This window comes from Blastococcus sp. TF02A-26 (genome assembly GCF_003319125.1).
Classification (GTDB): domain Bacteria; phylum Actinomycetota; class Actinomycetes; order Mycobacteriales; family Geodermatophilaceae; genus Trujillonella.
In genome coordinates this window covers 397,094-409,611 of sequence record NZ_QOHG01000001.1, presented here as the reverse complement: position 1 = coordinate 409,611, position 12,518 = coordinate 397,094, and the positions used below count along the sequence as shown (strand labels likewise).

The window sequence follows — 12,518 nt, the reverse complement described above, 5'->3', positions numbered from 1 at the left end:
TCCAGCTGCTTCGGTCACGGGATCAGAACCTGTCTGCGGGACGCCTGCCCCGTCGCCTGACGCTGCCAGGCGGTGGCGACGTCGGACATCGGCAGCTGCTCGGCGTCCACGGCGAGCGCACCCTCGGCAGCGTGGCCGAACACGGCCCCGAGGGCGCTCCGTCGCTCGTCGGGCGTCAGCGTCACGTTCGTGTAGCCGAGGATCTCCGCCGAGCGGCTGCGCAGCACCGCGGAGGAGAACTCGGCGGTGTCGCCGGAGGCGCTGCCGAGGTTGACCAGCCGGCCGCCGGGCGCCAGCACCCGCGCGGCGGCGGTGGCCGCGGTCCCGCACACCGGGTCGACGACCACATCGGCCGGACCGCCCAGCGCCCCGGTCAGCGCGTCGGCGAGCACCGCGGCGTCGTCCGTCAGCCGGACCACCTCGTCGGCCCCGGCCCGCCCGGCGCGCTCCTGCGCCTCGTCCGAGCGGCCGACGGCGACCACGCGCCCGGCGCCCAGCAGCCGCGCCGCGCCCACCGCGACCTGGCCCACCGCACCCCCGGCGCCGAGCACGACCACCCGCTCGCCGGCACGGAACCGGCCGCGGACGGTCAGCGCCATCCACGCCGCGACGGCGGACATGCCCAGCGCGGCGGCCGCGGCGTCGTCCACCTCGGCCTCGATCGGCACGACCATCTCGTCGGCCGTCACGCAGCGCTCGGCCAGGCTGCCGTCACCCGGGGCCCGGCCGGCGGCGGTCTCGAAGAACACCCGGGTGCCGGGGGCGAACGCCGCGGACTCCTCGACCACGCCGACGCCCTGGGTGCCGGGCACGTACGGGCAGGACGGCGCACCGAAGTAGGAGGTCCCGGAGGCGCAGAGCAGGTCGAGCGGGACGATCGCCGCCGCGGTGACGCGCACCAGCGTGCTGCCCGGCTCCGGCCGCGGGTCGGGGTGCTCGGCCCAGTCCGGGGTCGAGCCCGGCGAGGTGAGGACGGCGGCGCGCACGGCTCAGCCCTCCAGGGACTCGGGGACGTAGGGGTCCGGCGCCATCGAGCGGTTGTTGAGGTCGACGGAGAGGAACACGTCGTTGGCCACCGGGTGCCGCAGCTCCTCGGCGAGCTGCCCGATCAGCCCCGCCGTCCGCGCCAGCAGGGCGAAGCCGCGGAGCAGCTCCAGCGGGAGCCCGAGGTCGGCCAGGGCAGCGCCGCAGACGCCGGCGCCGTTGAGCGGCAGCGTCTTCCCGAGCACCTGGGGGTGCACCCGGCCGATGGCGGCGAACAGCGCGAGGTGCGGCCCGACCAGCCCCTCCTCGGCGGCGATCTCGAACAGCCGCGGGGTGCGCGGGTCGCCGTCCTTGTGCACGTGGTGGCCCAGCCCGGGCACGAACCGCTTCGCCTCCCGCTGCGCGCGGACGGTCTCCAGGGCGAGGGCGTCCCAGCCGGCATCGTCGGTCGGGAGCTCCGGCCTCGCGGCGAGGACGTCGTGCAGGAAGCGGCCGCAGTCCTCGGTGACGCCCAGGAAGCGCGAGCCCCCGCCCAGCAGGCCCGCGGCGAGCGCGCCCTGCACCGAGTCCGGCGCCGAGAGGTAGGTCAGCCGCGTGACGATCGCCGTCGGCGTGAACCCGTGGTCGGCCAGCGCGGCCATGACGGCCTCGAACACCCGGGTCTCGCCGGGCGAGGGACGGCGCTGGGTGGCCAGCCAGAACGCCAGCTCGCCGAAGCCGACCGTGCCCATCACGTCGCGGGCGAGGTCGGAGCCGAGCAGGGTGATCGACTCGCGGGTCGAGGCGCCCAGGGCGGTGGGGTACTCGGGGGTCGTCACGACTCCTCCTGCGGGGTCGCCAGCCAGCGGCGGATCTCCTCGCCGTGCTCGTCCACCCGGGGTGGGGGCAGCCGGTAGGAGGCGGCGGTGTCGGAGAAGCGGATCGGGTTGCGGATCGAGGGCACGGCCGCCGCCCCCTCCCCCACGGTCACCACCGGGTCCAGGCCGACCTCCTCGGCGAAGGCGACGCCCTGGTCGATCGTGTTGATCGGCCCGCACGGCACGCCCGCGCCGATGATGTCGCGGAACCACTCCATCTTGGTGCGGGTGCGCAGCCGCTCGACCAGCAGCGGACGCAGCTCGTCGCGGTTGGCGGTGCGGTCCTCGTTGCGGCGGAAGCGCGGGTCCTCGACGAGCTCCGGCAGCCCGAGCACCTCGCACAGCTTGCGGAACTGTCCGTCGTTGCCGGCGGTGATGATCAGCTCGCCGTCCGAGCACGGCAGCGGCTCGTAGGGGAACAGGCTCGGGTGGCTGTTGCCCATCCGGAACGGGACGACGCCGCCGGCGACGAAGGCGCTGGTCTGGTTCACCAGGCCCGACATCGCCGAGGACAGCAGGTTGACCTCGACGTGCTGCCCGCGGCCGGTCTCGTGCCGAAGGTTCAGCGCCGACAGGACGCCGATCGTGGCGTGCAGCCCGGCCATCACGTCGAACACCGCGACGCCGGCGCGGTACGGGTCGCCGCCCGGGTCGCCGGTCAGGCTCATCAGCCCGGAGATCGCCTGCACGATGAGGTCGTAGCCGGGCAGCGCCCGCCCGCCGGGGCCGCTGCCGAAGCCGCTGATCGAGGCGTAGACGACGGCGGGGTTGGTGGCGGCGACCGTGTCGTAGTCCAGGCCGAAGCGGACGAGGCCGCCGGGCTTGAAGTTCTCCACGACGACGTCGGCGCGGCGGGCCAGCTCGCGGGCGGCGGCCACGTCGTCGGCGTCCTTGAGGTCCAGGGCCACCGACCGCTTGTTGCGGTTGACGCCCAGGTAGTAGGTGCTCACGCCCTCGCGCACGGGAGGCGCCCAGGTGCGGGTGTCGTCGCCACCGGGGCCCTCGACCTTGACCACCTCGGCGCCCAGGTCGGCGAGCAGCATCGTGGCGTAGGGACCGGCGAGGATGCGGGAGAAGTCGGCCACCAGCAGCCCGGACAGCGGCCCGGTCCCGTGGGGAGTCATGTGCGTGCGTGTCCCTCCGCCGTCCTCGACCGCCGTCAGGCGGACACCCGTCCGTTGTAGTCTCGATGGGGCCTGGTGAGCCTGTCAACCGCAGCCGCGTCGTGCCCGGTTTCGCCTTGACATGTGGCCCGCCTCACGGCCAAGGTGACCGCACCCGGCGCTGTGTCCGTTGAGCGGACGAGCGTCCGACGTTGTCGTCGCCCATCGAGGAGGAGCCTCATGACCAGCACCGATCCCGCCCGGCCGATCGTCCTGCGCGGCGGCACCGTCCTGCCCATGGACGACGCCGGCAGCGTGCTGGTCGGCGCCGACGTCCTGGTGGTCGACGGGCGGATCGCCGCCGTCGGGACCGCCCTCGACGTCCCGGAGGGCACCCAGGAGATCGACGCGTCCGGCGGCATCGTGATGCCCGGCATGATCGACACCCACCGGCACATGTGGCAGACCGCGATGCGCGGCTACGGCGCCGACTGGACGCTCACCCAGTACTTCGTCTGGTACTACCTCGAGCACGGCAAGAAGTTCCGCCCGCAGGACATCGCCGCCGGCAACCGGCTCGCCGCGATCGAGTCGCTCGACGCCGGCGTGACGACGACGGTCGACTGGTCGCACAACCTGCAGAGCGTCGAGCACGCCGAGGCGGCGCTGGACGCGCTGCGCTCCACCCCGGGCCGGTTCGTCTTCGCCTACGGCAACATCCAGGCCGGGCCGTGGGAGTGGACCGCCGACCCCGCCGTCCGTTCGTTCCTGGAGCGGCTGCGCGACGAGCGCGACGACATGATGGGCGTGCAGATCGCCTTCGACGTCACCGGCGATCCGGCGTTCCCGGAGAAGGCCGCGTTCGAGGTGGCCCGCGAGCTCGGCCTCCCGGTCACCACGCACGCCGGCGTGTGGGGCGCGACCAACGACACCGGCATCCAGCAGATGTACGACGGCGGCTTCATGACGCCGGAGACGACGTACGTGCACGCCTCCACGCTGACCCGGGACAGCTACCAACGCATCGCGGCCACCGGCGGCTCGATCTCCGTCGCCACCGAGTCCGAGTGCAGCGCCGGTCAGGGGCACGCCCCGACCGAGCAGGTGCTCACCTACGGAATCCCGGTGTCGCTGTCGATGGACACCAGCGTCTGGTGGAGCGGCGACATGTTCTCCGCGATGCGGGCGACGCTGAACGCCGACCGGATGAGCGAGCACATGGACGCCCACCTCAAGGGCGAGACCATCACCCATCTGCGGCTGCGCGCCCGCGACGTCGTCCAGTGGTGCACCCGCGGCGGGGCGCACACGATCGGCCGCTCCGGTGACCTGGGCCGGCTCGAGGTGGGGCACGAGGCCGACGTCGTCCTCATCAAGAACGACGCGTCGCCGGTCTCCTTCCCGCTGCTCAACCCCTTCGGCCACGTGGCGTTCCAGGCCCAGCGCGGCGACGTGCACACCGTGCTGGTCGACGGCCGGATCGTGAAGTCCGAGGGGAAGCTGGTCGGCGTCGACCTCGCCGCGGTGCGCCGCGAGCTCGAGGACACGATCAGCTACCTGCAGGGCGAGATCGGCGAGGCGGAGTGGCAGGGCGGGATGTTCCCGGAGATGCCCGAGGCCGAGGCCGAGATCCTCGAGAACCCCTACCGGTACAGCGACTTCAAGGACGAGTCCAAGCGCGCCGGCGGCGAGGACCGGGTGCTGGGTCGATGAACGGCGGCCGCTGATGGCCGGACGCGGTGAGGGACCGGACTTCGTCGAGGCGCTGGCGCGCGGCCTCGACGTCCTGGCCTGCTTCGGGCCGGCCCACCGCGCGATGTCCCTGTCGGAGGTGGCGGCGGCCGCCGGCCTGGCCCGGCCCACGGCCCGGCGGCTGCTGCTCACCCTGACCGAGCTCGGGTACGTGCGGTCCGGGACGGCGGGCTTCGAGCTCACGCCCCGGGTCCTCGACCTGGGCACGGCCTACGTGGGGTCGCTCGGGTTGTGGGACGTCGCCCGGCCGCACCTGGAGGACCTCGTCGGGCAGACCGGGGAGTCGTCGTCGATGGCGCAGCTCGACGGATCCGACATCGTCTACGTCGCCCGGGTCGCCGTGCCGAAGCTCATCACCCTCCGCGTGGAGATCGGCACCCGCTTCCCCGCCGCGCAGACCTCCCAGGGGAAGGTCCTGCTCGCCGCGCTGCCCGCCGATGGGTTGGACGCCGCCCTCGCCACCCCGAGCCGGGCCGGCCTGCCCGCGTACGCCCAGCGCTCCCGGACCGAGCTCGACGCGGAGCTGACCGAGGTCCGGGCGCGGGGCTGGGCACTGGCCGACGAGGAGCTGGCGCCGGGTGTGCGGTCGGTCGCGGTCCCGGTGCGGGACGGCGCCGGCGCGGTGCGGGCGGCGATGAACGTGACGGTGCACGCGGCCGAGACCTCGACCGAGCGGCTGCTGGCCGACCACCTGCCGCTGCTGATGCGCGCGGCCGGCGAGGTGAGCGCCGACTGGGCGCGCTGGCAGTCCCGCCCGCACGCCGAGCTACCGCGGGCCGCCGCCTCGGAGTGAGTCGATCGCGGAGATGAGACGGGCGTGCGCGCCGGCCAGTGACGGGCCGTACCAGGTGAGGTCGCGGCCGGGGACGAGCGCGGTGGGCAGGCCCTCGAACACCTCGGGGCCGTCGTCGGCGGTGAACCGGTAGGGCTCGTCGGGCAGCAGGACGGCGTCGGCGGCTGCCCGGATCGCCTCGGGCGTGGTGTGCGGGTACCGCTCGTCGCCGGCGCCGTAGGCGTTGACCAGGCCGAGGCGGGTGAGCAGGTCGCCGGCGAAGGTGCGCGCTCCCACGACCATCCACGGGTCGCGCCAGATCGGGACGGCGACGCGCAGCTCGGCGACCGGCGCCGGCTCGGACCACGCCGCTTCCGCCTCGGTCAGCCACTCCAGCTCCCCCACCCGCAGCGCCTCGCCGAACAGCCGGCGCAGCGAGGCGAGCGCCTCGTCCACCGACTCGATCACCGTCACCCAGACCGGGATGCCGGCCGCTCGCAGCCGGTCGACGTCCAGCCGCCGGTTCTCCTCCCGGTTGGCGACGACGAGGTCCGGGGCCAGCGCCGCGACCGCAGCCCGGTCGGGGTTCTTGGTGCCCCGCACCCGTGGCACGTCGAGACCGGCGGGGTGGGTGCACCAGTCGGTGGCGCCGACCAGCCGGTCCGGCACGGTGACCGCCAGCGCCTCGGTCAGCGACGGCACGAGGCTCACGATCCTGCGCGGCGGTCCGGCCAGCGGCACCGCCGTCCCCAGGTCGTCGAGGAGGGTCACTCCCCGAAGTCGCCCGCCGAGCGGCGCAGGTCGCGCAGGATGTCGACGAGCTCGCGCATCCGGTCGTTGCTCAGCTCGGGCGCGGTGAAGACCTCGTTGATCCGGGCGGTCGCCTCCGCGGCCAGCGCCCGGCCGGCGGGGGTGATCTCCACGAGGACGCCGCGGCCGTCCTCGGGGTGCGGGCGGCGGCGGACCAGCTCGGCGGCCTCCAGCCGGCTGGCCGCGTTGGTGACGCTGGCCGGGTGCACCTGGAGCCGGGCCCCGGCCTTGGCCATGGGCAGCGCACCGCTGCGGGTGAACGACAGGAGCATGAGCAGCTCGTAGCGGGCGAAGGTGAGCTGCAGCGGGCGCAGCACCTCGTCGACCCGCGCCTGGACGATGGCCTGCGCCCGCATCAGCGAGGTGACGGCCTCCATGCCGACGGCGGCGTCGCCCCAGCCGTGCTCGCGCCACTGCCGGGTGGCCTCCGCGACGGGGTCGAAGGGCAGCGACGGCGTGCTCACGTGGTCATCTTCCCGCAGCCCTCCCCGCACCCCTCGACGGCACCGCGGGTGCTGCTCGTGCCTCGACGGTCCTGCAGCACCCGCAGAGCGCGAGCTCGACCCGCAGTGGTCCGGCTCAGACGCTGCGGCGGTAGCGGCCACCCACCTCGAAGAAGGCCTCGCTGATCTGTCCGAGCGAGCAGACCCGGACGGCGTCCATCAGGGCCTCGAACACGTTGCCGCCGCCCATCGCCACCTCGCGCAGGCGGGCGAGCGCGGCCGGGGCCTCGGCGGCGTGCCGGGCGTGGAAGTCCTCGAGGCGGGCGAGCTGCGACTTCTTCTCGTCCTCGGTGGCGCGGGCCAGTTCGAGGGCTCCGGTCCCCTGCTCCTGAGGGGAGGGGTCGACGAAGGTGTTGACGCCGATGATCGGCAGCGACCCGTCGTGCTTGCGGTGCTCGTAGAGCATCGACTCGTCCTGGATTCGCCCGCGCTGGTAGCCGGTCTCCATCGCACCGAGCACGCCGCCGCGCTCGGAGATCCGGTCGAACTCCTCCAGCACCGCCGCCTCGACGAGGTCGGTCAGCTCCTCGACGATCGCCGACCCCTGCAGCGGGTTCTCGTTCGCCGCCAGGCCCCACTCGCGGTCGATGATCATCTGGATGGCCAGCGCGCGGCGGACCGAGTGCGCCGACGGCGTGGTCACGGCCTCGTCGTAGGCGTTGGTGTGCAGGCTGTTGGCGTTGTCGTAGATCGCGCACAGCGCCTGCAGCGTGGTGCGGATGTCGTTGAAGTCCATCTCCTGCGCGTGCAGCGACCGCCCCGACGTCTGCACGTGGTACTTCAGCTGCTGGGCACGCGGGCCGGCGCCGTAGCGGTCGCGCATGGCCACCGCCCAGATCCGGCGGGCCACCCGGCCGATGACCGTGTACTCGGCGTCCATCCCGTTGGAGAAGAAGAAGGAGAGGTTCGGCGCGAAGTCGTCGATCGCCATGCCGCGAGCGAGGTATGCCTCGACGTAGGTGAAGGCGTTGGCGAGGGTGAACGCGAGCTGGCTGATGGGGTTCGCCCCGGCCTCGGCGATGTGGTAGCCGGAGATCGACACCGAGTAGAAGTTGCGCACCCGGGAGTCGATGAACCACTCCTGGATGTCGGCCATGCACCGCAGCGCGAACTCGGTGGAGAAGATGCAGGTGTTCTGGCCCTGGTCCTCCTTGAGGATGTCGGCCTGCACCGTCCCGCGGACGTTGGCCAGCACCCAGGCGCGGAGCTCCTCGGCCTCGCCGGCGTCGGGCTCGCGGCCCTCCTCCTCGCGGAACCGCGCCAGCCGCTGCTCGATCGCGGTGTTCAGGAACATCGCGAGGATCGCCGGCGCCGGGCCGTTGATCGTCATCGACACCGAGGTGGTCGGCGCGCACAGGTCGAAGCCGGCGTACAGCTCCCGCATGTCGTCCAGCGTCGCGATCGAGACCCCGGACGTCCCGACCTTGCCGTAGACGTCGGGCCGCAGCTCCGGGTCCCGCCCGTAGAGCGTCACCGAGTCGAACGCCGTCGACAGCCGGGTGGCCGGCTGGCCCTCGCTGAGCAGCCGGAACCGGCGGTTGGTGCGGAAGGCGTCGCCCTCGCCGGCGAACATCCGCGCCGGCGCCTCGCCCTCCCGCTTGACCGGGAAGACGCCGGCGGTGAACGGGAAGGCGCCGGGCAGGTTCTCCCGCCGCAGGAAGCGGACCAGCTCGCCCTCGTCCCGGGTCCGGGGCAGCGCGACCCGCCGCACCTCGGTACCTGAGAGCGTTCGAGTGGTCAGCGGGACGGTGATGTCCCTGCCCCGCACCGTGTAGGTCAGCTCGTCGCCGGAGTACTGCTCCACGGTGACCGGCCAGCGCTCCAGCAACTCGCGCACCTCGTGCAGCAGCTCGGTGCCGTCGGCGGCCGCACGGGCCGCCGCCGCGGCGTCCCCCTCCAGGACGGCGGCGGCGGTGCTCAGGTGCTGGCGACGGCGGGCCAGCTCGGCCTGCTCCTCGGTGACCCGGTGGTAGCCGCGCACGGTCTCGGTGATCTCGGCCAGGTACCGGGCGCGGGAGGCCGGGACCACGCCCGCGAGCGCCGACGAGGCCCGGACGTCGACCGCGGGCAGCGCACCCTCACCGACGGCCAGCCCGCGGTCGGCCAGCAGCGCGCGCAGGTGCTGGTACAGCGCGGTGACGCCGTCGTCGTTGAACCGGGCGGCGCTGGTGCCGAAGACCGGCATCGACTCCCACGGCTGCCCGAACGCCTCGCGGTTGCGCACCAGCTGCCGCGCGACGTCGCGGCGGGCGTCCGCGGCGCCGCGGCGCTCGAACTTGTTGACCGCGACGACGTCGGCGAAGTCGAGCATGTCGATCTTCTCCAGCTGCGAGGCCGCCCCGAACTCCGGCGTCATCACGTACAGCGAGACGTCGCTGAACGGCACGATCGCCGCGTCGCCCTGGCCGATCCCCGGCGTCTCGACGACCACGAGGTCGAACCCGGCGGCCTCCACCGCGGCGAGCACGTCGTCCAGGTGCTCGGGGACCTGCGCGCCGGCGGTGCGGGTGGCCAGCGAGCGGAAGAAGGTGCGGTCGCCCTCGACCGTCTCCTCCAGCGCGTTCATGCGGATCCGGTCGCCGAGCAGCGCTCCCCCGCCGCGCCGGCGGGTCGGGTCGATCGCGAGGACGGCGACCCTCAACCGGTCGCCCTGGTCCAGCCGCAGCCGGCGCAGCAGCTCGTCGGTGAGCGAGGACTTGCCCGACCCGCCGGTGCCGGTGATGCCGAGGACCGGCACCGTGCGGGCCGCGGCCGCCTCCCGCAGCCGCGCCGCGAGCTCCGGCGCCCGCCCGGCCTCCAGCACCGTCAGGGCCCGTGCCAGCGCCGCCCGGTCCCCGGCCAGGACCGCCTCGGCGGACGGCGCGGTCGCGGCCAGGTCGACGTCGCACGCCCGGACCAGTTCGTTGATCATCCCGGGCAGGCCCAGACGGGCGCCGTCCTCCGGGGAGAAGATCCGCACCCCGCGCTCGCGCAGCAGCGCGATCTCCTCGGCGACGATCACCCCGCCTCCGCCGCCGAAGACCTGCACGTGGCCGGCCCCGGCCGCGCTCAGCCGCTCCCGGAGATAGCTGAAGTACTCGACGTGCCCACCCTGGTAGGAGGAGACGGCGACGCCCTGCACGTCCTCCTCCAATGCCGCCCGGACGACGGCGTCGACCCCGCGGTCGTGGCCCAGGTGCACCACCTCCGCGCCCTGGCTCTGCAGCAGCCGCCGCATCACGTTGATCGCGGCGTCGTGGCCGTCGAAGAGGCTGGCCGCGGTCACGAAGCGGACCGGGTGGACGGGCACGTGCAGGGCGGGAGCGGGCACTCGGTCCTCCGGGTACTTGGACGTCAACGCAAACGGTACCGCATGGTGCTTGGACATCCACGGATCGTCCGGGCACTTGGACCCTGTCGGGATGTCGGACGTCGTCGTACCGTTTCGCCAGGTCGAACATCCGGCCAGCGTTTCGCCACGTACGGAGCGTCGCCGATGTCCCAGCTCCCGCCCTTCTCCCTCGACCCCGCCGGCTCGCTCGAGGTCTCGGTCGACGTGACCGCGGCCCTGATCACGCTCAGCGGCGAGCTCGACTCCTGTTCCGCCCCGCGCATCGCCGCGATCGCACCCGCCCTGGTCGCCCGGGGACACCCCGACTGGTGGCTCGACGCCGAGGCCCTCACCTTCTGCGACGGCGACGGCCTGGCCGCCCTGCTCGACCTGCGCGAGATGGCCGCCCGGTCCGGCGCCACGGTGCACCTGGTGGGCGCCAGCCACTGCGTCCGCCGGCTCGTGGCGCTGGTGGGCCTGACCGACGTGCTCGCCGTCGAGCCCGGCCGCCTCCGGATCCGTCCGCTCAGCGAGCGGCTGCGCCACCCGGCGGGCCACCGCGCACGACCGCCGCTGCCCGCCTGATCCGGCCGTCAGGCGTCCGCGCGCCCGCCGGGGTGCGGAGACGCCCGATCCGAGGAGGATGGGGGCATGGACTCTCGGGCTGGGGACGCCATGCAGCAGGCCGCCGAGCGGGCGGCAGAGGCGGGTGAGCGCACCCGCGAGCTCGCCGACCGGCTGGAGCGGTTGAGTGCCGGCCGGCTGCCGTCCGCGCAGGACGCGGTGGCTGCCCGGGAGCGCGCCGAGGCCTCCGCCGAGCGTGCCCGCGCCGCCCACCACCGCGCGGCGGAGGGGCACGAGCGCGCGGCCCGCGCGCACGAGGCGGCCGCCGAGATGCACGACAAGGCCGCCGACCACCAGGTCGGAGACGTGGCCGGGCACCGGAGCCGGGCCGAGCAGCACCGGGCACTGGCCGTCGACGACCGCACGGAGGCAGCGACCGACGACGCCGCCGCCGAGGCGGAGCTCGGCAGCTCCGCCGACGACGACGACCGGACCGGCCGGTCGTGAGCGACCCGGCGGGCCTGCTGCCCGAGGGCGCCGGGGACCCGGCATCGCCGCTGGCCGAGCTGGCGGACCTGCTGACCCGGCGGGGGTTCGGCTCCCCGGGGCAACGGGCACTCGAGGAGCTCGCCGACCTGTCGGTGGCCCAGGAGGAGCTGCGGGTCGCCGAGGCGGAGCTGGCCGCCCAGCACGAGCAGATCCGGGCGATGCTGCACCGCCACGAGGAGGAGCGACACTGGCGGACGCGGCTGGCCGCGCTGGTCCCGATCGGCCTGTGCGCGACCGACGGCACCGGTCGGCTGGTGGACGTCAACCCCGCCTTCGCCGAGGCGCTCGGCGTCGCCCCCCACCGGCTGCACGGCAAACCGCTGAGCGTCTACCTCGACCCGGCCGACGTGCCCGCCCTCCGCGCCGCGGTGCGCGACCTGCGCACCGGGCACGCGACCGAGCGCCGGCTGACGGTCACGATCACCGGCCGGACCGGTCGACCGGCACGCCACCACCTCCTCGGCTTCGCCGACCGGGTGCACGACCGCCCCGCCGACGCACGACTGCAGTGGGTCCTGGGAGATCCCGCACCCTCCGAGGGCCCGGGCGAGGTCTCGGCGGGCGGCGCCGCGTCGCCGGGGGAGTCGGAGAGCCTGGCGACGGCGCTCAGCGAGCTCGCCGCCCTCGGCCTGGCCGAGGCCGACCGGCAACGGCTGCTCGGGCGCATGGCCGCCGTCGTCCGGAGCGCCGTCCCGGCGGCCGACTGGGTCAGTCTCACCATCGGCGCCCCGGCGTCCCCCCGGTGGCAGGGCAGCGAGTCGCCGGAGGCCCAGGCGTTCGACGGCGCGCAGCTCCGGGCCGAGGACGGTCCCTGCTGGGAGGCCTACGCCACCGGGTCCGCCGTGGTGACCGAGGACGTCACCGCCGACGGGCGCTGGCCGCGGCTGCGTCGGATCGTGGCCGAGGGCCCGGTCCGCAGCGTGCTGGCCGTCCCGGTGTCCGCCGGCGGTGAGCACGCGGGGGTGCTCAACCTGTACGCGCGCGCCGGAGCGGCCTTCGGCGCCCCCGACCGCCGGCTCACGACACTGGTGGCCGGGGCGGTGGCCGGCGTGCTGGAGAGCGTCATGGAGCGACAGGCCCTGCGCGATCTGGCCGCGAACCTGGAACGCGCCCTGAGCACCCGCGCGGTCATCGACCAGGCCAAGGGCGTGCTGATGGCCCGGCTGGGCGTCGACGCCGACGACGCCTTCGCCCGGATGGTGACGTTGAGCAACCGGCTCAACGTCAAGGTCCGCGACCTCGCGACCCTGGTCGTCCAGGGTCACGCCGACGAGGTCATCGCGGCCGGCTGACGACCCGCGTCCCCCGGCGGCC

General features: G+C 74.5%; 11 protein-coding genes. 5 read left to right on the top strand and 6 right to left on the bottom strand.

What is annotated here, in order from left to right; genetic code table 11:
* Positions 1-14 precede the first annotated feature (14 nt).
* From DQ240_RS01975 to DQ240_RS01965, 3 genes are read right to left on the bottom strand one after another with little or no spacing between them, the layout of a single operon-like run.
* Entirely contained in the window at positions 15-986 is a 972-nt protein-coding gene (locus DQ240_RS01975) for a zinc-binding alcohol dehydrogenase family protein (RefSeq protein ID WP_113837923.1), read from the bottom strand.
* A gap of 3 nt (positions 987-989) precedes the next feature.
* A complete protein-coding gene (locus DQ240_RS01970) occupies positions 990-1,802 on the bottom strand; it encodes a citryl-CoA lyase (RefSeq protein WP_113837922.1) in 813 nt (270 codons plus the stop codon).
* Positions 1,799-2,965, bottom strand: coding sequence for a CaiB/BaiF CoA-transferase family protein (locus DQ240_RS01965; RefSeq protein ID WP_113837921.1), 1,167 nt, complete (start codon positions 2,963-2,965; stop codon positions 1,799-1,801). Before DQ240_RS01965 ends, DQ240_RS01970 begins: the two co-directional genes overlap by 4 nt.
* 219 nt (positions 2,966-3,184) lie before the next feature.
* Here DQ240_RS01965 and DQ240_RS01960 point away from each other — a divergent pair, with 219 nt between their 5' ends.
* Positions 3,185-4,657 (top strand): amidohydrolase family protein, encoded by a 1,473-nt coding sequence (locus DQ240_RS01960; protein WP_113837920.1) that lies wholly within the window; start codon positions 3,185-3,187, stop codon positions 4,655-4,657.
* Positions 4,658-4,670: 13 nt separating this feature from the next.
* A complete protein-coding gene (locus tag DQ240_RS01955; RefSeq protein ID WP_113837919.1) occupies positions 4,671-5,489 on the top strand; it encodes an IclR family transcriptional regulator C-terminal domain-containing protein in 819 nt (272 codons plus the stop codon).
* Here DQ240_RS01955 and DQ240_RS01950 read toward each other — a convergent pair.
* From DQ240_RS01950 to icmF, 3 genes are all read right to left on the bottom strand, one after another.
* Positions 5,463-6,239 (bottom strand): helical backbone metal receptor, encoded by a 777-nt coding sequence (locus DQ240_RS01950; RefSeq protein WP_113837918.1) that lies wholly within the window; start codon positions 6,237-6,239, stop codon positions 5,463-5,465. The two genes, DQ240_RS01955 and DQ240_RS01950, sit on opposite strands and share 27 nt — an antisense overlap.
* Positions 6,236-6,742 carry a MarR family winged helix-turn-helix transcriptional regulator gene (locus DQ240_RS01945; protein WP_113837917.1) on the bottom strand — a complete coding sequence of 169 codons (507 nt, stop codon included), beginning with the start codon at positions 6,740-6,742 and terminating at the stop codon, positions 6,236-6,238. The genes DQ240_RS01950 and DQ240_RS01945 overlap by 4 nt, the downstream gene beginning before the upstream one ends.
* A gap of 115 nt (positions 6,743-6,857) precedes the next feature.
* The gene (gene icmF / locus DQ240_RS01940; protein WP_233498411.1) at positions 6,858-10,091 is read right to left on the bottom strand and encodes a fused isobutyryl-CoA mutase/GTPase IcmF; all 3,234 of its coding nucleotides are present in this window, start codon (positions 10,089-10,091) and stop codon (positions 6,858-6,860) included.
* A gap of 165 nt (positions 10,092-10,256) precedes the next feature.
* Between icmF and DQ240_RS01935 the strand changes: the two genes are divergently transcribed.
* The 3 genes from DQ240_RS01935 (at position 10,257) to DQ240_RS01925 (ending at position 12,496) form a co-directional block, all read left to right on the top strand.
* Positions 10,257-10,676 carry an STAS domain-containing protein gene (locus DQ240_RS01935; RefSeq protein WP_158548486.1) on the top strand — a complete coding sequence of 140 codons (420 nt, stop codon included), beginning with the start codon at positions 10,257-10,259 and terminating at the stop codon, positions 10,674-10,676.
* A 66-nt stretch (positions 10,677-10,742) separates the two neighbouring features.
* Positions 10,743-11,162 (top strand): hypothetical protein, encoded by a 420-nt coding sequence (locus tag DQ240_RS01930; RefSeq protein ID WP_199588977.1) that lies wholly within the window; start codon positions 10,743-10,745, stop codon positions 11,160-11,162.
* Positions 11,159-12,496 (top strand): ANTAR domain-containing protein, encoded by a 1,338-nt coding sequence (locus tag DQ240_RS01925; protein ID WP_113837915.1) that lies wholly within the window; start codon positions 11,159-11,161, stop codon positions 12,494-12,496. Before DQ240_RS01930 ends, DQ240_RS01925 begins: the two co-directional genes overlap by 4 nt.
* The last annotated feature ends 22 nt before the right edge of the window (positions 12,497-12,518 follow it).

What these genes read in the sequence shown, in the direction of transcription:
- DQ240_RS01965 (WP_113837921.1), bottom strand. Translation starts at nt 2,965, where the DNA reads ATGACTCCCCACGGGACCGGGCCGCTGTCCGGGCTGCTGGTGGCCGAC.
- DQ240_RS01960 (WP_113837920.1), top strand. Translation starts at nt 3,185, where the DNA reads ATGACCAGCACCGATCCCGCCCGGCCGATCGTCCTGCGCGGCGGCACC.
- DQ240_RS01955 (WP_113837919.1), top strand. Translation starts at nt 4,671, where the DNA reads ATGGCCGGACGCGGTGAGGGACCGGACTTCGTCGAGGCGCTGGCGCGC.
- DQ240_RS01935 (WP_158548486.1), top strand. Translation starts at nt 10,257, where the DNA reads ATGTCCCAGCTCCCGCCCTTCTCCCTCGACCCCGCCGGCTCGCTCGAG.
- DQ240_RS01930 (WP_199588977.1), top strand. Translation starts at nt 10,743, where the DNA reads ATGGACTCTCGGGCTGGGGACGCCATGCAGCAGGCCGCCGAGCGGGCG.